An 18,857-nucleotide genomic window follows, 5' to 3' on the forward strand; every position below is an offset into this window, starting at 1 on the left:
CGGCTGGAGCGCGCCCCGCGTCACCTGCCCGTCGACCACCCCTCCGCGCGCGCCGGGTTCGTGCTCTACGTCGGACTGAACGGCGAGGAGGGCGCGGGCCGGGCAGCCGAACTGGCCGAGGTCGCGGAGGCACTCCGCGACCTGGCGCGCGAGCTGCTGCCGACCGCCGAGTCGTACACCGCGCTGTCCCTGGTGCCCGGCGCCGGGGCCGGGGCCGACGACGTCCGGGACCTCCGCGACCGGTTGGCGCACCTGCGGCCGCTGGAGTCGGAACCGGACACCCCGATCGCCGAGACGGCCTGAGCCGGCTCGCGACCGCCACCGGTCGTCCCGCGCCCCTCGGCGACATCGCCTGATCCCGCGGGCACGGGCGATCCTGGCCGCCACCCTGCGCCCGGGCCGGACCCGGCCTACCGTGGCGGGATGCGCATCGCCATCGCCGGAGGACACGGACAGATCGCCCGGCGGCTCAGCCGCCTGCTCGCGGACCGCGGGGACCAGCCGGTCGCCCTGGTCCGCAACCCCGACCACGTCACGGACGTGGAGGCCGACGGCGCCGCCGCGGTCGTGATCGACCTGGAGCAGACCGACGCCACCACGCTGGCGGAGCAGCTGGCCGACGTCGACGTGGTGGTCTTCGCCGCGGGCGCCGGTCCGGGCAGCGGCGCTGACCGCAAGGACACCGTCGACCGTGGGGCCGCCACGCTGCTCGCGGACGCGGCGGAGCAGGCCGGGGTCGGTCGCTACCTGCTGGTCTCCTCCGTGGGCGCCGGATCCGAGCCGCCCGAGGGCACCGATGAGGTGTTCGCCGCCTACCTGCGCGCCAAGACCGCCGCCGAGGACGACCTGCGCGGCCGCGCCGGACTGGCCTGGACCATCCTGCGACCCGGTGGCCTGACCGACGACACCGGCACCGGACACGTGCGGCTGGGCTCCGACGTCCCCCCTGGCCAGATCAGCCGCGACGACGTCGCCGCGGTCCTGGTCGCTCTGGCCGACGAGCCCCGCACCGCAGGCGTCATCGCCGAACTGACCGAGGGCCCCACCCCGATCGCCGCCGCCGTCGCCGCCCTCACCGAGACCGAGGACTGAGCCCCGCCGTCCCCAACCCGCGCCTCTCCGCGGCCCCGCCGCGCCGAGTGCGGAGAACTCGGCGCCCAAATCGCCCGCAGAGCGACAAGTTGTCCGCATTCGATCCCGGCCCACCCGACCCGCGTGCGTGCATGCGGGTCGGGCGTGCGTGCGAGCGGGCCGGGCGTGCATAAGCAGCGGACACGACGACGGCCGCCACCCGGCGAGGGGTGGCGGCCGTCGTGCGGCTGCGGGCGGCGAGGCCCGCGATGAGCTGGGGGGCTCAGGCCTTCGCGTAGGTCAGGCAGTCGGCGGTGTCGTGACCGGCACCGATCCGGACCGACTCCGCGCCGCACTCGAGCGACGCGTTGTGGGTGCAGTCCACTCGCTGGCAGGCGCCGACGTGCGACACCACCCGGTCCAGACCGCCCTTGATGTTCAGCGGGATGAACGTCGCGCACTGCGCGTCCGTCCCGGCGGCGCCCACGGTGATCGCGGCAGCGCCGCACGCGTGGTCGTGGTTGTAGGAACAGCCGGCCACCGAACACTCGGTGATGGCCGGAAGATCGGCGAGGGTGCTCATGGTGTCTCCCGGTGGGACGTGGGGGCGTAACGGCTGACCAGGACGACGCTAGGCGCGGAAATCGGGGCTGTATAGCAAGGAAGGCCTGGCTCACTTGCCGCCCGAGGACCCCGGATCCACGCTCTCACCTGCGGAAACGACCGCGACGGGCTCGGCAGAATCTCTCCGGCGCGCCGCGTCGATCTCGGCCCCGATTACACCGCCGACCAGCACCACGATGCTGCACAGCCAGATCCACAGCGCCCCGGCCAGCACCAGACCGAGCATCTGCGCCGCCGCCTGCACCACCGCCGCGCTCCCGGCGTCCGCCCCCGGCGTCTCCGGCACCGCGATCCGGATGTAGAGGGTGTACCCGCTGGACACCAGCAGGACCCCGACCGTCCCGACGATCGCGCCGGGCAGACAGCGACGCCAGCTGGTGTCGATCCGCGGCGCGTACCGGTACAGCAGCGTGAGGAACGCGACGGTCACCACCGCGACCGCGGGCCAGCGCAGCACGTCCCAGGCGGTGTGGAAGAACGTCCCCAGGCCGAGGCGGTCCGCCAGCTCCGCACCGGTGCCGAACAGCGGTCCGACCACCACGAGCAGCAGCACGGTGACCAGGGTGATCAACGCACCGATGGTGAAGGCGAACCCGAGCAGGTACTGCGCCCACCAGTTCCGGCGGGACTCCACCCGGTACGCGTCGTCGAGCGCCCGGACCGCGGCCCGGAAGACCCGGCTGGCCAGGTACAGCGTGACCAGCAGCGCCCCGATCGCGAACCCGCCGCGCTGCTCGTCGAGCAGCCCGTCCACCAGCGGCGACAGCACGTCGGTGGCCAGTTGCTGCGCGAACACCGTGGTCAGTCCGTCGACCACCTGCGCCCGGAGCTGCTCGACCTGCTCGTCGCCGAGCAGCGGCCGCAGATAGCCCAGACTGGCGCCCAGCGCGGTCGCGATCGGCACCAGGGAGATCAGCGCGTAGTAGGTCATCTCCGCCGCCAGCCCGGTGACGCGCACCTCGCCCGCCCGGACCACCGACCGCACCGCGAGCGCCCCGACGTTGCGCCCGCGCACCCGCACCGGATGCCGCTCGGCGAACCGGATCGCCCGGGCGCCGATCGTCGGATCGCCCTCGTGCCGTGCCCGTCGCCGCGCCAGCGGTCCCCGCACCCGCCCGACCAGCGCCCCGGCCGCCAGCACCAGCAGGACTCCGCCGACCAGCGTGATCCCGACGCCGAGCAGCGTCCGGCCGGTCCCCTCGTCCGTCCCGGCGAGCAGCAGGGCGGTCAGTCCGGCCAGGGTCCAGATCAGGATGGTCGTCGCCGCGGTGGGCAGCCGGTCGCGCACCCAGGCCGAGCGCCGGACCAGCACGGACAGCAGCACGCCGAGCGTGAGGACGAACCCGGGCATGGCTCCCCTTCGGTCACGGTCGGCGGTGGGACCATTGTTCCGTGCGGCCACCCGGACGTCAGGACCGACGCGGGGTTACGTTGCCCCCATGCCCCGAGCGCTGATGCCGTCGCAACGGTCCCAGGTCCTGATCGCCGATCCCGGCACGCCCGACCCGCCCGAGGTCCTGCTCGACACCGGCGCCCTCCTCCTGGAGGCCCCGAACTGGACGCTGGACGGCTCGGCCCTGATCCTCAACGGCGACGGGCTGCTCTGGCGTTGCGACCTCGACGACCCCGCCCCGCGCGCCATCGGATTCGACGGCCTCCCACCGCTCAACAACGACCACGTGCTCGACCCCGACGGCGTGCACGTGCTGATGTCCGCCGACGACGGCCACGTCTACCGCGGCGCTCTCACCGGCGGCCCGGTGCAGCGACTCACCCCCGACGACGGCAGCCGGCACTTCCTGCACGGCGTCTCGCCGGACGGCCGTCGCCTGGCCTACGTCGAGCTGGCGGACTTCGAGCAGCCGGGCCGGTTGGTCGTGCTGCCGATCGGCGGCGATCCGGTCGTGGTCCCGACCGGGGCCGGCCACCTGGACGGGCCGGAATGGAGCCCGGACGGTGCGTGGATCGCGTTCAACACCGAGGCGTTCGGCACCGCGCCCGGCCACGCGCAGTTGGCCCGGGTGCCGGACGGCGGCGCGCCGGTCGAGCGGCTGGTGCACAGCGAGACCGTCGACTGGTTCCCGCACTACGCCCCGGCCGGGACGCTGGCGTCGTACCTGTCGTTCCCCGCGGGCACGCTCGGGCATCCGGCGGACCTGGACGTGGTCGTGCGGGTGGTCGACACCGCGGACTGGTCGGCGCCGATCCGGAGCTACCCGCTGCGCGGCGGGCAGGGCACGATCAACGTGAACAGCTGGTCGCCCGACGGGAGCAGGCTGGCGTTCGTGACGTACCCGGTCGGCTAGACGACGACGCCCCCGCCGGGATCCCGGGCGGGGGCGTCGTGCGGGGCAGGGGTCACCGGGTGGCGGCGACCTCCGCCGGCTCGTCGGCCTGCTCGACCGTCGCACGCCGGGCGTCCCGGCGCTGGAGGGCGAACGAGACCGCGTAGAGCGCGACCAGCGAGGCGATGATGCCGACGATGATCGCCAGCTGCCCGCCCGCCGCCGAGAACCCGCCGAGCAGCAGGCCGAAGACGCCGTAGTCCGCGTCCGAGAAGGTCGCGTTCGACAGGCCCATGTCGCCGAGGACCGGCAGCAGGAACAGCGGCAGGAAGGTGATCGCCACCCCGTTCGCGAAGGCGCCGAGCACCGCGCCCCGGCGACCGCCGACCGCGTTGCCGATCACGCCGGAGGCGGCCCCGGTCATGAAGTGCCCGACCACGCCCGGGATGATGATCGTGGTGCCGAGCGCGACCATGCCGACCATGCCGACGATCCCGCCGACGAAGCTGGCGACGAACCCGATCAGCACGGCGTTCGGCGCGAAGGTGAAGACGATCGGCACGTCCAGTGCGGGCTTGGCGTTCTTGACCAGCTTCTCCGAGATGCCCTTGAACGCCGGGACGATCTCGGCCAGGACGACGCGGACACCGGCCAGGATGATGAAGACGCCCGCGGAGAAGGTCGCCGCCTGCAGCAGGAGGAACACCACGAAGTTCTGCCCATCGGACAGCTCGGACTCGATGTACCCCGGCCCCGCGAACGAGCCGACGATCACGTAGATCACGGCCATCGACAGCGCCACGATCACGGTGGTGTCGCGCAGGAAGCCGAGACCCTTGGGGAACGCCAGGTCCTCGGTGGACTTCGAGCCGCCCTTGCCGCGGGTCAGCTTCGCGACCAGACCGGACAGCGCGATGCCGGCGCCGCCGGTGTGCCCCAGAGCGACGTCGTCGCTGCCGGTGACCCGGCGCATGAACGGCTGCACCAGGGCCGGCGAGACCACCATGTAGATGCCCTGCGCGATCGAGCCCCAGAGCACGACGGCCCAGGTGTCGAACCCGGCCACCGACAGGATGACCGCGAACATCGCCGCGATGTAGAAGGCCACGTGCCCGGACAGGTAGATGTACTTGAACCGGGAGGTCGCGGCGAGCGCGATGTTCACGATCATGCCGAAGAAGAAGATCAGCGCGGCGGCCGAGCCGTACTCGAGCAGCGCCTGCGCGACGATCGCCTCGTTGTTCGGCACCACGCCCTGCACGTTGAACGCGTGCTGGAACATGTCGCCGAACGGGTTGAGCGCACCGACGACCACGCCCGCACCGGCGGCCAGCACCAGGAAGCCGACCAGGGTCCGCACGGTGCCCTTGAGCACGTCGCTGAAGCTCTTGGACTGGGCGGCCAGGCCGATCAGCGCGATCAGCGCGACGATGACCGCGGGCTGGGTGAAGATGTCCAGGAAGACGTCGAGAACCGCGTCCATGGGGAACTACCGTCCTGTCTCAGGGGGTCAGCTCGCGGCGAGGCCGTGGCGCACGGTGGCGGCCTCGACCTTCGCGCGGAGCTCGTTGATGTCGATGATGCTGTCGAGCACGACCACGTCACCCAGGTGACCGGCGGCCTCGGCGATGTCCCGGCCGACGAAGACGGCGTCGGCGTCACCGGCGGCCACCGAGCCGAGGTCGGCGTGGTCGACGGTCACCCCGTCGACGCCGAGCTCCTTGAGGACCTTCTCGATGTTCATGTGGACCATGAAGCTGCTGCCCAGACCGGTGCTGCACACCGCGAGGAACTTCGCCATCAGTGCTCTCCTGCCGTCAGGACCGCCAGCGCGGCGGCGGGGTCGGTCGCCGCGAGGAGGGACTCCCGCGCGGCGTCGTCGGACAGCAGCGACCCGAGCTGGGCCATCGCTGCCAGGTGTTCGGTGCTGTCGGCCGCGGCCATGCACACGAACAGGGTGATCGGGTGCGCGGCCTCGTCGTTCAGCAGCACGGCGGGCCGGACCCACATCGCCGACAGGCCGGTGCGGACCACGCCGCTCTCCGGCCGGGCGTGCGCCAGGGCGATCTGGTAGCCGAGATCGATGTAGGTGCCACCGCCCGCGATGGACGTCAGCATCGCGTCCACGTACTCGCGCGTGATCGCACCGTCGGCGAGCAGCGGGGCGCTGACGCGCTCGATGGCGTCCCGCCAGCCGTCCACCCGCTCGGGGAAGAGCAGGTTCTGCTCGGTGAGGTACTGGGTGAGCAAGGGTCGAGCCTCCGATGTCTCCGCCACGCCGCTTCGCATGGGCCGACTGCCGTGTCGGGGTCGTCATGTTGTCATGACGAATTGTGCGGACGCAAGTCCCCCGGTCACCCCGCCCCCGGGGGGCTCAGACCGAGGTCGAACCGAGGCTGAACGCGATCTCGCTGTTGCTCGGCGTGTGCCGGGCGACCCCGAACGCGACCGGCACCCCGGCGGCGTCGTGCACCAGCGACTCCATCGCCAGCACGCACTCGCCCTCCTCGACCCGCAGCCCGGCGGCGACATCCCCGGTCGGACGGTCGAGCCGGACCAACAGGTCGTTGCGCACCAGCGTGACGCCGTAGTCGCGGGCCAGCAGGTCGAAGAGCGATCCGTGGCTGAGGTCCACGTCGAGCAGTCCGCGGAACCGGCCGGCGGGCAGGTAGGTGACCACGTGCTGGTGCAGCGTCCCGTTGACGAACCGGAGCCGGACCAGCTCGACCAGCTCCTCCGCCGGGTTGAGTCGCAGCGCGGTGGCCGCGGCCCCGTCCCGCACGACGTGGTTGGCCAGCACCTCGGTGCTGACCTCGCGGCCCAGCTCGGTCTGCTGCCGGAAGAAGCCGGTCACCCGGTCGGCGAAGGTCTCGCGGACCTGCTGGGTGTAGCGCGGTTCGGTGACGAAGGTGCCGCGCCCCTGCTCCCGCACGATCCGCCCGTCGCGGATCAGGTCGTCGACCGCGCGCCGCACGGTGATCCGGCTGACGCCGTACTCCTGGCAGAGCACCGGCTCGGTGGGGAGCTGCTCCCCCGGTGCCATCTCGGCGATCCGGCGTTGCAGGTGGTCGCGGACCGCGACGTACTTCACCGTTCCCGTCGCCATCGCGCCTCCTGTCACCGAATCATTATGTCGTCCTGCTGATGCGCGCGTCCACCAGCGGTGCGGTGGCAGTCATCATGACGATAGGATGTTAAACATCATGACCATATGATGACCTAGGAGGTTGCCATGACGGCGACGGTCACCACCTCGCTGGACGCACGAGCAGTCACCACCGCACGCCTGCTGGCGCTCGACGCCATCGAGACCGCCAAGTCCGGTCACCCGGGAGCCGCGCTGTCGCTGGCACCGGTCGCGGACCTGCTGTTCCAGCGGCACATCCGGCACGACCCCCGCGACCCCGAGTGGGCGGGTCGGGACCGGTTCGTGCTGTCCTGCGGGCACGCGAGCATGCTGCTCTACACCCAGCTGTTCCTCACCGGCTACGACCTGGGGCTGGACGACCTGCGCGCGTTCCGCACCCTGCACTCGCGCACCCCGGGGCACCCCGAGCACGGCATGACGCCGGGCGTCGACGCCACCACCGGGCCGCTGGGCCAGGGGCTCACGATGGCGGTCGGGATGGCGATGGCCTTCCAGCACCAGCGGGCGGTCTACGGCCCGGACGGGCCCTTCGACCAGCGGGTGTGGGTGCTGGCCTCGGACGGCGACCTGCAGGAGGGCATCTCCTACGAGGCGGGCGCCCTGGCCGGACGGCACCGGCTGGACAACCTCACGGTCGTCTACGACGACAACGACATCCAGATCGAGGGTGCGACCACGCTCACCTGGAGCGAGAACGTGCCGGCCCGGTTCGAGGCGCAGGGCTGGCGGGTCACCCGGGTGGCACGTGCCGCCGACGGCGACATCGACGTCCCGGCTCTGGACGCCGCGCTGGCCACCCGCTCCGACGACGGCCGTCCGCACCTGGTCGTCCTGAAGTCCGAGATCGCCTGGCCCGCGCCGCACGCCCGCGGCACCGCCGCCTCGCACGGCGCACCGCTGGGCGGCACCGAGGTGGCCGCCGTCCGCGACACCCTCGGCGTCGACGCCGAGCCGTTCCAGGTCGACGACGAGGTGCTGCGCCACACCCGCCGCGCCGTGGACCGCGGCGCCGAGCTGCACGCCGAGTGGGACGCCGCGATGGCCGTGTGGTCCGCGGCCCACCCGGACCTGGCCGCACAGTGGCAGGCCGCGCAGACCCGGCAGCTGCCCGCGGACCTGGCCGACGCGCTGCCCCGGTTCGAGGTCGGGAGCACGCTCGCGACCCGGGACGCGTCCGGCCAGGTCATCCAGGCGCTCGCCGCGCGGCTGCCCGACCTGATCGGTGGCTCCGCGGACCTGGCCGAGCCGAACCGCACCGCGATCGGCGGCGCGGGCAGCTTCCTGCCGGAGGGCGACGGCCGCACCGGCCGCAACATCCACTGGGGTGTGCGGGAGCACGCGATGGCCGCCGCGATGAACGGCATGCTGCTGGCCGGTGGTGTGCGTCCGTTCGGCGGCACCTTCCTGGTGTTCTCGGACTACCAGCGCCCGGCGATCCGGCTGGCCGCCCTGATGGGCCTGCCCGCGATCCACGTCTGGTCGCACGACTCGATCGCGCTCGGCCAGGACGGCCCGACGCACCAGCCGATCGAGCACCTGACCAGCCTGCGCGCCATGCCCGGCCTCACCACCCTCCGGCCCGCCGACGCGAACGAGACCGCCGCCGCCTGGCTGGTCGCGCTCGAGCAGTCCGGTCCGACCGGGCTGGTGCTGTGCCGCCAGCCGCTGCGCACCCTGGACCTGCCGCTGTCGGAGGTCACCGAGGGCGTCCGCCGGGGCGCCTACGTGGTCAGCGACGACGTCGACCCCCAGGTGCTGCTGATCGCCACCGGCAGCGAGCTGGAGCTGGCCCTCGGCGCCGCGGAGCAGGTGCGCACCACCGGCACCCGGGTCCGGGTGGTCAGCATGCCGTCCCGGGAGCTGTTCGAGCGCCAAGACGCCGACTACCGGCGGTCCGTGCTGCCGACCGCGCTGACCGCCCGGGTCGTGGTCGAGGCCGCGTCCACCTACGGCTGGCGGGACATCGCCGGCGACCGCGGCGTCCTGGTCGGCATCGACCGGTTCGGGCTGTCCGCCCCGGCCGGCGACGCCCAGCGCGAGCTCGGCATGACCGTCGACCGGGTGGTCGAGGCCGTCCGCACCGCCATCGAGGAGATCTGATGCCCACCCGCACCGTCACCGTCGGCTCGGCCTCCGGGCTGCACGCCCGGCCCGCCACCCTGGTCGCCAAGGCGGCCGCCGCCGCACCGGGCACGGTCCTGATCGGCCGCCCCGGCACCGCCGGCACCGACGCGTCCAGCATCCTGATGCTGATGGCCCTCGGGATCGGCTCCGGCGAGCAGGTCGAGCTCAGCAGCGACGACCAGCCGAGCCTGGACGCCGTCGCCGAGCTGGTCGCGGCGGACCTCGACGCCGCCTGACCCGCCGACGTCGCCCCCACCGCCGCGGTGGGGGCGACGTCAGGGTGTGATCGACAGGGCCAGGACACGACCCGGCCACCGCGCGATGATCGGACGATGGAGTCGCGAGAGCTGGGCCTGGCGCTGCGCCGCTGGCGGGACCGGGTCACCCCGCAGTCGGCCGGGGTCCCGCCGGGCCGTCGTCGTCGCGCGCCCGGGCTGCGCCGCGAGGAGCTGGCCGCCCTGGTCGGCATCTCCCCCGACTACCTCACCCGACTGGAACAGGGCCGCGCCACCTCCCCCTCCGCCCAGGTGGTCGAGGCCCTGGCCCGCGGCCTGCGACTGTCCGACTCCGAACGCGATGTGGCCTTCCGGCTGGCCGGGCACGCCACCCCCGGACCCGACCTGGTCCCGACCCGGATCACCCCGAGCGTGCAACGGCTGCTCGACGTGCTGGACCACACCCCGGTCGCGGTCTTCGACGCCACGCTCACCCTGATCACCGCCAACCGCGCGTACGACGTGCTGATGGGCGAGACCGCCGGGTGGCACGGGCTGGAGCGCAACGCGATCTGGCGCAACCTCGCCGGGCTGAACCGCGTCGTGCTCTCCCCGGACGAGCTCGCCGCGCTGCAGGCCGGTCAGGTCGCCGATCTCCGCGTCGCCGCCGCCCGGTACCCGGCCGACCGGCGGATCCCCCGGCTGGTCGCCGACCTGGCCGCACGGAGCCCCCGGTTCGTCGAGCTCTGGGAGTCCGGCGCGGTGGACCCCGGCGCCGCCTCGTCCAAGCGCAAGACCGTCGACCACCCCGCGGTCGGCCGCCTCACCCTGGACTGCGACGTGCTCGTGGTCGCCACCGACGACGTCCGCCTCATGCTCTACTCCGCCGCCCCCGGGACCCCCGACGCCGAGCGGCTGGCGCTGGCGGCGGTGCTCGGCTCGCAGCAGCTCGCCCCGGACCGGTGAGCCTGGCCCCGCCGGTCCCAGGACATCCCGGCCACTGACTGCCCCGGCCCGTCCGGGCGAGGGTGACAGGACATCGATCCACACCCAGGAGGTCCCCATGCACCCGCTCGCCCTCGTCACCGGCGCCTCGTCCGGCATCGGCCGTGCCTTCGCCCGTCGGCTCGCCGACGACGGCTACGACGTGATCGCCGTCGGCCGACGCGCGGACCGGCTCGACGCGCTCGCCGCGGAACAGCGCACGGGCACCATCCGTCCCCTGGTCGCCGATCTGGCCACCGAGGACGGGATCGCGACCGTGGCCGCGGCCACCGCGGACCTCGACCTGCTGATCAACAACGCCGGTGTGGCGCACTACATGCCGCTCGCCGACCTGCCTGCCGAGAAGGCCCGAGAGATCGTGCTGGTCAAGGAGCTGGCACCGACCCTGCTCACCCGCGCCGCACTGCCCGGCATGCTGGACCGCGGCCGGGGCACCGTCATCACCGTGGCCGGGATGATCGCGTTCAGCGGGCCCGCACCGCACAGCGTGCTGCCCCGCCGCGCGGTCTACGCCGGGGCGCTGGCCCACGCGGTCGCGTTCTCCCAGACGCTCGCGGCCGAGGTCGAGGGCTCCGGGGTCCGGGTGCAGGTGCTCTGCCCGGGGATCGTCGCCACCGAGTTCCACGAGCGGCAGGGCTTCGACGCCAGCGCCGTGCCCCGGATGTCCGCCGAGGACGTGGTCACCGCCTCGCTGCGCGGGCTGGAGCTGGGCGAGGTGGTGTGCGCACCCGGGGTCGAGGACACCGGCCTGCTGGACACGGTGTTCCGGGCCGACCTGGCCGCGTTCGGCGGGCAGAGCGTCGAGCCGGCGTCGCGGTACCGGAGCTGAACACGACGACGCCCCCGCCGGGTCACGGCGGGGGCGTCGTGGTTCAGGACGGTCGACTCAGAAGTCCCAGTCCTCGTCCTCGGTGTTCACGGCCTTGCCGATCACGTAGGACGAGCCCGACCCGGAGAAGAAGTCGTGGTTCTCGTCCGCGTTCGGGGACAGGGCCGACAGGATCGCCGGGTTGACGTCGGTCTCGTCCCGCGGGAACAGCGCCTCGTAGCCCAGGTTCATCAGGGCCTTGTTCGCGTTGTAGCGCAGGAACTTCTTGACGTCCTCGGTCAGGCCCAGGGGGTCGTACAGGTCCTGGGTGTACTCCACCTCGTTGTCGTACAGCTCGAACAGCAGCTCGAAGGTGTAGTCCTTCAGCTCCTGGCGCTGAGCCGCGGACAGCTTCTCCAGGCCCTTCTGGAACTTGTAGCCGATGTAGTACCCGTGCACGGCCTCGTCCCGGATGATCAGGCGGATCAGGTCGGCCGTGTTGGTGAGCTTGGCCCGCGAGGACCAGTACATCGGGGCGTAGAACCCGCTGTAGAACAGGAAGGACTCCAGCATGGTGCTGGCGACCTTCCGCTTGAGCGGGTCGTCACCGCGGTAGTAGTTGAGGACGATCTCCGCCTTCTTCTGCAGGGCGGGGTTCTCCTCGGACCAGCGGAACGCCTCGTCGATCTCCCGGGTGGAGATCAGGGTGGAGAAGATCGAGGAGTAGGAGCGGGCGTGCACCGACTCCATGAACGCGATGTTGGTGTACACCGCCTCCTCGTGCGGGGTGAGGGCGTCCGGGATGAGGCTGACGGCGCCGACGGTGCCCTGGATGGTGTCCAGCAGGGTCAGACCGGTGAAGACCCGGGTCGTCATCTGCTTCTCGACGTCGGTCAGGGTCGCCCAGGACTGGATGTCGTTGGACAGCGGCACCTTCTCCGGCAGCCAGAAGTTCCCGGTGAGCCGGTCCCAGACCTCGAGGTCCTTGTCGTCCTCGAGCCGGTTCCAGTTGATCGCCTGGACCCGGTCGATCAACTTCAGCTTCTCCGCCATCAGTGCTTCCTCATTCTTCTCTCATCCCCCACGTTCGCTGCGGCCATCGTGGCCCGGGCCTGCATCTCAGAGCATGCAGGACACGCAGCCCTCGACCTCGGTGCCCTCCAGCGCGAGCTGGCGCAGGCGGATGTAGTACAGCGTCTTGATCCCCTTGCGCCAGGCGTAGATCTGGGCGCGGTTGATGTCCCGGGTGGTGGCGGTGTCCTTGAAGAACAGCGTCAGCGACAGGCCCTGGTCGACGTGCTGGGTGGCCGCCGCGTAGGTGTCGATGATCTTCTCGTAACCGATCTCGTACGCGTCCTGGTAGTACTCCAGGTTGTCGTTGGTCATGAACGGCGCGGGGTAGTAGACCCGGCCGATCTTGCCCTCCTTGCGGATCTCGACCTTGGACACGATCGGGTGGATCGAGGAGGTCGAGTTGTTGATGTACGAGATCGAACCGGTCGGCGGGACCGCCTGCAGGTTCTGGTTGTACAGACCGTGGGCCTGGACCGACGCGGCCAGCTCACGCCACTCGTCCTGCGTCGGGATGTGCACCCCGGCCTGGTCGAAGAGCTCGCGCACCCGGGCGGTGGCCGGCTCCCAGGTCTGGGAGACGTACTTCTCGAAGTACTCGCCGCTGGCGTAGGTCGAGTCCTCGAAGCCGAGGAACGACTGCCCGCGCTCGATCGCCAGCTTGTTCGACGCCCGGATGGCGTGGAAGGCGACCGTGTAGAAGTAGATGTTCGTGAAGTCGATGCCCTCGTCCGAGCCGTAGAACACGCGCTCCCGGGCGAGGTACCCGTGCAGGTTCATCTGGCCCAGGCCGATGGCGTGGCCGCCGGAGTTGGCGCGCTTGATCGACGGCACCGACTCGATGGCGGTCTGGTCGGAGACCGCGGTCAGGGCCCGGATCGCGGTCTCGACGCTCTGCCCGAAGTCCGGGGAGTCCATCGACAGCGCGATGTTCATCGAGCCCAGGTTGCAGGAGATGTCCCGGCCGATGTGGTCGTAGGACAGGTCCTCGTTGAAGGTCGACGGAGTGGCGACCTGGAGGATCTCCGAGCACAGGTTCGAGTGGGTGATCTTGCCCTTGATCGGGTTCGCCTTGTTCGCGGTGTCCTCGAACAGGATGTACGGGTAGCCGGACTCGAACTGGATCTCGGCCAGGGTCTGGAAGAAGTCGCGGGCCTTGATCTTCTTCTTGCGGATCTGCCCGTTGTCCACCATTGCGTGGTACTCGTCGGAGACGTTGATGTCCGCGAAGGGCTTGCCGTAGACGCGCTCGACGTCGTACGGGGAGAACAGGTACATGTCCTCGTTCTTCTTGGCGAGCTCGAACGTGATGTCCGGGATCACGACGCCCAGGGACAGGGTCTTGATCCGGATCTTCTCGTCCGCGTTCTCCCGCTTGGTGTCGAGGAACCGCATGATGTCCGGGTGGTGGGCGTGCAGGTACACCGCGCCCGCGCCCTGACGCGCACCGAGCTGGTTCGCGTAGGAGAAGGAGTCCTCGAGCAGCTTCATCACCGGGATGACACCGGAGGACTGGTTCTCGATGTGCTTGATCGGGGCGCCGTGCTCGCGGATGTTGCTCAGCAGCAGGGCCACGCCGCCGCCGCGCTTGGACAGCTGCAGGGCGGAGTTGATGCCGCGGGCGATCGACTCCATGTTGTCCTCGATCCGCAGCAGGAAGCAGGACACGGGCTCGCCGCGCTGCGCCTTGCCGAGGTTGAGGAAGGTCGGGGTCGCCGGCTGGAAGCGGCCGGAGATGATCTCGTCGACCAGCTGGGACGCGAAGGTCTCGTCACCGGCGGCCAGGGTCAGGGCCACCATGCAGACGCGGTCCTCGAACCGCTCCAGGTAGCGCTTCCCGTCGAAGGTCTTCAGCGTGTACGAGGTGTAGTACTTGAACGCGCCGAGGAAGGTCTGGAACCGGAACTTGTGCGCGTAGGCCTGCTTGAACAGCGCCTTCACGAACTCCGGGCTGTACTGGGCCAGGACCTCGGGCTCGTAGTACTTGTTCTCGACCAGGTAGTCCAGCTTCTCCTTCAGGTTGTGGAAGAAGACGGTGTTCTGGTTGACGTGCTGCAGGAAGTACTGCCGCGCCGCCTCCCGGTCCTTGTCGAACTGGATCTCGCCGTCCTTGCCATACAGGTTCAGCATGGCGTTGAGCGAGTGGTAGTCCTGGTCCAGTGCGATGGTGCCGAGCACCCCGGTCGCGTCGGTCAGGCCGTCGGTGACTGTCGCTGCCAAAATCGTCCCCATCCCTCTCGGACGCGCTGGACGTCCTCGGTCGTTCCCATGAGCTCGAAGGCGTACAGGTAAGGCACCTGGCACTTCGCCGCGATGATGTCTCCGGCGATGCAGTACGCACTGCCGAAGTTGGTGTTCCCCGCCGCGATCACGCCGCGGATCCGGGAACGGTTCGCCTCGTCGTTGAGGAACTTCACTACCTGCCTCGGGACCGCCCCGCCCTCGTTGCCGCCGCCGTAGGTCGGGACCACCAGGACATAGGGGTCCGTCACATTCAGGAAGGGCTCGGAGGGGCGCAGCGGGATCCGGTCGGCCTCGATGTCGAGCTTGTCCACGAACCGCCGCGTGTTCTCCGAGACGCTGGAGAAGTAGACCAAGGAGCTCATGGCTCGATCCCCTTCGCCCCGGTGGATCGCGTACGGCTGGAAAAAGAGATCGGGCCGCCCGTGGAGGGACGGGCGACCCGACGTCAGAGGGTCGTCAGGCGACGACGGTGGCCGACTGCTCGGCGAGCGCCTTGATCTGGTCCGGACGGTAGCCCGACCAGTGCTGGCCGTCGGCCACGACGACCGGGGCCTGCAGGTGGCCGAGCGACATGACGTAGTCGCGGGCGTCCGCGTCCTCGGTGATGTCGACGACCTCGTACGGCAGACCGGCCTTGTCCAGGGCGCGGTAGGTCGCGTTGCACTGGACGCACGACGGCTTGCTGTAGACGGTGATGGTCATCGCGTTCTCCCCGATTTCTCTGCGGTGCTTGTTCTGCGTGCTCCGCACCCGAGGGTGGGTCGGCACTGCTGTCGTCTCACGTGCCGCCTGCACTGGTCTTCCGCGGGGCCCGGCCTGCCCTCGTGGGGCGGTTCCTGGCTCCCGGGCCTTGTGCCGGGCGACGGATTGGAACACTACACCTAGTGGTGCCGCCCGCGACCGAGCACTACGGGTGGTGTTACACGCGTGTCGTTCGTTCGTCCCCACGTCATCCACAGGCTATCCCCGACCACTGACACGGACTCCCTCTGAAACACCAGGCAGAGCACGGTTCGTCCACAGGGCGGGGGCCGTCTGGGGACAACCGACGCACAGCCCGGGGAGTGCCGTGCGGCTCACACACCGGTCGGCGTGTCGGTTCGTCACCGGCGTGTCGCGCGGGTACTCGAACGGCCCCGGGGATCACGTCCCCGGGGCCGTGCGTCGGCGGGTTCAGGACGCCGCGCGCGCCGTCGCCAGACCGGGCTCGGCGGAGAGCACCACGGTCGCCCCGCCGGCCTCCACCGCCTGCAGCGTCCGCAGCTGGAGCAGCGCCGGGTGGTCGGACATCAGCCGCGCCGCGTTGGCCAGGGCCCGGGTCGCGGCGACCTCGGACCGGGCGCGCTCCAGCGCCGCCTGCCCCTGGGTCCGCGCGACGACCAGGTCGACCGCCGCCCGTCGCAGCTCGGCCGGGACGATCACGTCCCGCAACGCCACCGCGTCCACCGCCAGACCGACCGCCTCGGACTCGAGCCGGACCGCGTCGGCGACCCGCTCCGGCACCCCGGTCCGATCGGCCAGCAACTCGTCCAGGGTGCCGGCGGACACCTCGGTACGCAGCGCGATCTGGACCGCGCTGTAGAGGAACTGGTCCGGCAGGTCCACGGCCTCGTGCCAGCGCCGGGCGTCCACGGTCCGCAGCGTGACCACCAGGCTCAGCTTGACCGAGAGCCCGTCACCGGTGAGCACCTCTTGGACCGGCATCGCGAACTGGCGGGGGCGCAGCACCACCCGCACCACCCGACGGCGTGCCCGCGGCACGTGAATTCGTCGCCGGTTGTCACACACCCGCAACATCGCGAGCGCTCGGACGAAACCTGTACACGGTTCTGTATACAGACATGAGCACAGACCTGGTCCCGCCCGGGTCGTCCACCCCGGACGGCGCGGCAGCCCCCTCGCGGCGCGAACGCGTCTACGTCACGATCCGCGACGAGCTGATGAGCGGCCGCGTGTCCCCGTACGAGCGGCTGACCGAGGAACGTCTGGCCGAGCGGCACGGCGTCTCGCGCACCCCGGTCCGGGAGGCGCTCGCCCGGCTGCTGGCGGACGGCATCGTGGTCAAGCGCGACAGCGGGCTGCACCTGTACGTGCCCAGCTTCGGCGAGCTCACCGATCTGTACGAGCTGCGCATCACGCTCGAACTGCGCGGGCTGACCCGTGCCCTCGAGGACCCCACCGTGCACCACGACCGCACGCGGCTGTCCGCCGAGCTGGACCGCTGGTACGCGTTCCGCGACGACCGGCCCGCGCCGGACGCCGGGTTCGTCGCTCAGGACGAGGCGTTCCACACGACGCTGCTCGACACCTCCGGCAACCCCGCCCTGACCCAGGCGCTCGCCCGGGCGAACCGACGCATCCGCTCGGTGCGGATGTACGACTACCTGACCGAGGACCGGATGACCGCCACCATCACCGAACACATCGCCATCGCCGAGCTCGTGGTCCAGGACCGGCTGCCCCAGGCGCTGGAGGCGCTGCGAGCGCACGTCGGCGCCTCGCGTGAGGTGGTCATGGAGCGAGCGGCCGCCGCACTCGAGATGACCCGCCTGATGGAGGGACGCCGATGAGCGCCGCCGATCGGGTGGCCCGGGCCTTCGCCCTGCTGGCCGAGGCCGACCGTCCGGAGGTCTGGACGACGATCCGGCCGATGGCGGAGGTGGCGGCCGAGGCCCGCGCCGTCGACGAGCGGGTCGCGGCGGGCGAGGACCTCCCCCTGGCCGGGTCGATCCTGGCCGTCAAGGACAACATCGACGTCGCCGGCCTGCCCACGACCGCGGCCCACCCGGCCCGGCAGGTGCTCCCGGAGCGCTCCGCGACCGTGGTCGACCTGCTCCGGGCAGCGGGGGCGGTCGTCCTGGGCAAGACCAACATGGACCAGTTCGCCACCGGGCTGACCGGCTCCCGGAGCCCGTTCGGCGCCGTCGCCAGCGCGGTCGACCCCGCACGGGTGGCCGGCGGCTCGTCCTCCGGCTCGGCCGCGGCCGTCGCCCTGGGGATCGCGGACATCGCCCTCGCCACCGACACCGCGGGGTCCGGCCGGATCCCCGCGGCCTTCAACCGGATCGTCGGGATCAAGCCGACCCTGGGTCTGGTGCCCAAGGACGGCGTCCTGCCGGCCAGCGCCTCCTACGACTGCGTGACCGTGCTGGCCCGCGACCTCCCGACCGCCCGCCGCGCCCTGCGGGTGATGACGGCGACCTCCCCGCACGATCCCGCGTCGCGCGGCTGGCCGGCGGACGTGCGACTCGCCGCACCGCCCGAGCCGGTCGTGGCCGTCCCCGGGCCGGAGGACCTCGCGGTCGTCGAACCCGCGATCCGGACCCGCTTCACCGAGGCGGTCACCGCTCTGACCGACCGCGGTGTCCGCACCCGGCGGATCGACCTCGGCCCGTTCCTCGCCGCCGCCCGGCTGCTCTACGACGGAGGCCTGGTCGCCGAGCGCTACGCCGCCTACGGCCGCTACCTGGCCGACCACCCGGACGGGGCCGACCCGTCGGTGGCCCGGATCGCGGCCGCAGCGGGCGAGGTGCGGGCGGAGGACTACCTGGATGCGCGCGACGAGGTCGCCCGCCTGCGCCTGATCGCACTGGCCGAGCTCGACGGCTGCGACGCCCTGCTGGTGCCGACCGCCCCCGGCCACCCCACCCTGGCGGCGGTGGCGGCCGCACCCCTGACCACGAACTCCGCGCTGGGAGTGTTCACCAACTTCGTCAATCTCTTCGACCTGTGCGGCGTCGCGATGCCGCTCGGGCCGACCGCCGACGGCGAGGCCGGTCTCACGGTGCTCGCCCGCGCGTTCGACGACCAGGTCGCCCTGGACCTGGCGGCGCTGCTGGCCGGGGACGACCCGGCCACCCGTGCTCCGGCGAACGTCGAGGGCGGGGTCCCGGTGGTGCTGTTCGGTGCGCATCTGCGCGGTGAGCCGCTGCACCCCGAGCTGCTCGCCCTCGGCGCCCGGTGGGTCGGCCCGGTGACCACCGCCCCGGACTACCGGATGCTCGGCCTGCCGACCTCTCCCCCGAAGCCGCTGGTCCACGCGGTGGCCCCCGGCACCGGCGGAGCGTTGGCCGGGGAGGAATGGCTCCTGACCCCGCACGCGGTCGGGCGGCTGCTGGTCTCGATCCCGGCGCCGCTCGGACTCGGCCGCGTCCGGCTGTCCGACGGCCGGGAGGTGATCGGGTTCCTGGGCCAGCCCGGCTCGGTGCCGGTCCCCGGCGCCGGTCCGGACGCACCGGTCGACCTGACCCACACCGGCGGCT

At 71.7% G+C, this 18,857-nt stretch carries 19 protein-coding genes and 1 pseudogene; 9 read left to right on the top strand and 11 right to left on the bottom strand.

Annotated elements, in window-relative coordinates:
• Positions 1-303: pseudogene (locus OGL89_RS14810) on the top strand (hypothetical protein); the annotation flags it as partial.
• A gap of 120 nt (positions 304-423) precedes the next feature.
• On the top strand, positions 424-1,092 hold the full coding sequence (locus OGL89_RS14815; protein WP_263120931.1) for an SDR family oxidoreductase: 669 nt from the start codon (positions 424-426) through the stop codon (positions 1,090-1,092).
• 262 nt (positions 1,093-1,354) lie between these two features.
• Here the strand turns inward: OGL89_RS14815 and OGL89_RS14820 are convergent, their stop codons facing one another.
• Together OGL89_RS14820 and OGL89_RS14825 are read right to left on the bottom strand one after the other, a co-directional pair.
• The gene (locus tag OGL89_RS14820) at positions 1,355-1,654 is read right to left on the bottom strand and encodes a DUF1540 domain-containing protein (RefSeq protein ID WP_263120932.1); all 300 of its coding nucleotides are present in this window, start codon (positions 1,652-1,654) and stop codon (positions 1,355-1,357) included.
• 90 nt (positions 1,655-1,744) lie between these two features.
• On the bottom strand, positions 1,745-3,046 hold the full coding sequence (locus tag OGL89_RS14825; RefSeq protein ID WP_263120933.1) for a YihY/virulence factor BrkB family protein: 1,302 nt from the start codon (positions 3,044-3,046) through the stop codon (positions 1,745-1,747).
• 88 nt (positions 3,047-3,134) lie between these two features.
• Here OGL89_RS14825 and OGL89_RS14830 point away from each other — a divergent pair, with 88 nt between their 5' ends.
• Positions 3,135-4,001 (top strand): biopolymer transporter Tol, encoded by an 867-nt coding sequence (locus OGL89_RS14830; protein WP_263120934.1) that lies wholly within the window; start codon positions 3,135-3,137, stop codon positions 3,999-4,001.
• A 52-nt stretch (positions 4,002-4,053) separates the two neighbouring features.
• On the opposite strand, the gene OGL89_RS14835 is transcribed toward OGL89_RS14830, so the two are convergent.
• From OGL89_RS14835 to OGL89_RS14850, 4 genes are all read right to left on the bottom strand, one after another.
• Positions 4,054-5,463 (bottom strand): PTS ascorbate transporter subunit IIC, encoded by a 1,410-nt coding sequence (locus OGL89_RS14835; RefSeq protein WP_263120935.1) that lies wholly within the window; start codon positions 5,461-5,463, stop codon positions 4,054-4,056.
• 27 nt (positions 5,464-5,490) lie between these two features.
• Positions 5,491-5,781: a PTS sugar transporter subunit IIB gene (locus OGL89_RS14840; RefSeq protein WP_263120936.1), complete on the bottom strand. Its 291-nt coding sequence runs from the start codon at positions 5,779-5,781 to the stop codon at positions 5,491-5,493.
• Positions 5,781-6,230 (bottom strand): PTS sugar transporter subunit IIA, encoded by a 450-nt coding sequence (locus OGL89_RS14845; RefSeq protein WP_263120937.1) that lies wholly within the window; start codon positions 6,228-6,230, stop codon positions 5,781-5,783. The genes OGL89_RS14840 and OGL89_RS14845 overlap by 1 nt, the downstream gene beginning before the upstream one ends.
• 124 nt (positions 6,231-6,354) lie before the next feature.
• The gene (locus OGL89_RS14850) at positions 6,355-7,086 is read right to left on the bottom strand and encodes a GntR family transcriptional regulator (protein WP_263120938.1); all 732 of its coding nucleotides are present in this window, start codon (positions 7,084-7,086) and stop codon (positions 6,355-6,357) included.
• 126 nt (positions 7,087-7,212) lie between these two features.
• On the opposite strand from OGL89_RS14850, the gene tkt reads away from it, so the two are divergent.
• The 4 genes from tkt to OGL89_RS14870 all read left to right on the top strand — a co-directional run bounded on the left by tkt (position 7,213) and on the right by OGL89_RS14870 (position 11,301).
• Positions 7,213-9,228 carry a transketolase gene (tkt, locus tag OGL89_RS14855; RefSeq protein WP_263120939.1) on the top strand — a complete coding sequence of 672 codons (2,016 nt, stop codon included), beginning with the start codon at positions 7,213-7,215 and terminating at the stop codon, positions 9,226-9,228.
• Positions 9,228-9,488 carry an HPr family phosphocarrier protein gene (locus OGL89_RS14860; protein WP_263120940.1) on the top strand — a complete coding sequence of 87 codons (261 nt, stop codon included), beginning with the start codon at positions 9,228-9,230 and terminating at the stop codon, positions 9,486-9,488. Before tkt ends, OGL89_RS14860 begins: the two co-directional genes overlap by 1 nt.
• A 96-nt stretch (positions 9,489-9,584) precedes the next feature.
• Positions 9,585-10,433 carry a helix-turn-helix transcriptional regulator gene (locus tag OGL89_RS14865; RefSeq protein WP_263120941.1) on the top strand — a complete coding sequence of 283 codons (849 nt, stop codon included), beginning with the start codon at positions 9,585-9,587 and terminating at the stop codon, positions 10,431-10,433.
• 97 nt (positions 10,434-10,530) lie between these two features.
• Positions 10,531-11,301, top strand: coding sequence for an SDR family NAD(P)-dependent oxidoreductase (locus OGL89_RS14870; protein WP_263120942.1), 771 nt, complete (start codon positions 10,531-10,533; stop codon positions 11,299-11,301).
• A gap of 57 nt (positions 11,302-11,358) precedes the next feature.
• On the opposite strand, the gene nrdF is transcribed toward OGL89_RS14870, so the two are convergent.
• The 5 genes from nrdF to OGL89_RS14895 all read right to left on the bottom strand — a co-directional run bounded on the left by nrdF (position 11,359) and on the right by OGL89_RS14895 (position 16,356).
• Positions 11,359-12,333: a class 1b ribonucleoside-diphosphate reductase subunit beta gene (nrdF, locus tag OGL89_RS14875; RefSeq protein WP_263120943.1), complete on the bottom strand. Its 975-nt coding sequence runs from the start codon at positions 12,331-12,333 to the stop codon at positions 11,359-11,361.
• A gap of 66 nt (positions 12,334-12,399) precedes the next feature.
• Positions 12,400-14,583 (bottom strand): class 1b ribonucleoside-diphosphate reductase subunit alpha, encoded by a 2,184-nt coding sequence (gene nrdE, locus OGL89_RS14880; protein WP_263120944.1) that lies wholly within the window; start codon positions 14,581-14,583, stop codon positions 12,400-12,402.
• Positions 14,544-14,957: a class Ib ribonucleoside-diphosphate reductase assembly flavoprotein NrdI gene (nrdI, locus tag OGL89_RS14885; RefSeq protein WP_263120945.1), complete on the bottom strand. Its 414-nt coding sequence runs from the start codon at positions 14,955-14,957 to the stop codon at positions 14,544-14,546. Before nrdI ends, nrdE begins: the two co-directional genes overlap by 40 nt.
• A 94-nt stretch (positions 14,958-15,051) precedes the next feature.
• Positions 15,052-15,297, bottom strand: coding sequence for a glutaredoxin-like protein NrdH (nrdH, locus tag OGL89_RS14890; RefSeq protein ID WP_168630611.1), 246 nt, complete (start codon positions 15,295-15,297; stop codon positions 15,052-15,054).
• A gap of 471 nt (positions 15,298-15,768) precedes the next feature.
• On the bottom strand, positions 15,769-16,356 hold the full coding sequence (locus OGL89_RS14895; protein WP_263120946.1) for an SPFH domain-containing protein: 588 nt from the start codon (positions 16,354-16,356) through the stop codon (positions 15,769-15,771).
• 80 nt (positions 16,357-16,436) lie between these two features.
• Here OGL89_RS14895 and OGL89_RS14900 point away from each other — a divergent pair, with 80 nt between their 5' ends.
• On the top strand, positions 16,437-17,165 hold the full coding sequence (locus tag OGL89_RS14900; RefSeq protein ID WP_263120947.1) for a GntR family transcriptional regulator: 729 nt from the start codon (positions 16,437-16,439) through the stop codon (positions 17,163-17,165).
• The coding region (atzF, locus tag OGL89_RS14905) for an allophanate hydrolase (RefSeq protein ID WP_263120948.1) at positions 17,162-18,857 on the top strand (1,696 nt) is incomplete at its 3' end. The genes OGL89_RS14900 and atzF, both read left to right, overlap by 4 nt.

Source organism: Cellulomonas sp. RIT-PI-Y (assembly GCF_025642745.1).
Lineage (GTDB): Bacteria > Actinomycetota > Actinomycetes > Actinomycetales > Cellulomonadaceae > Cellulomonas.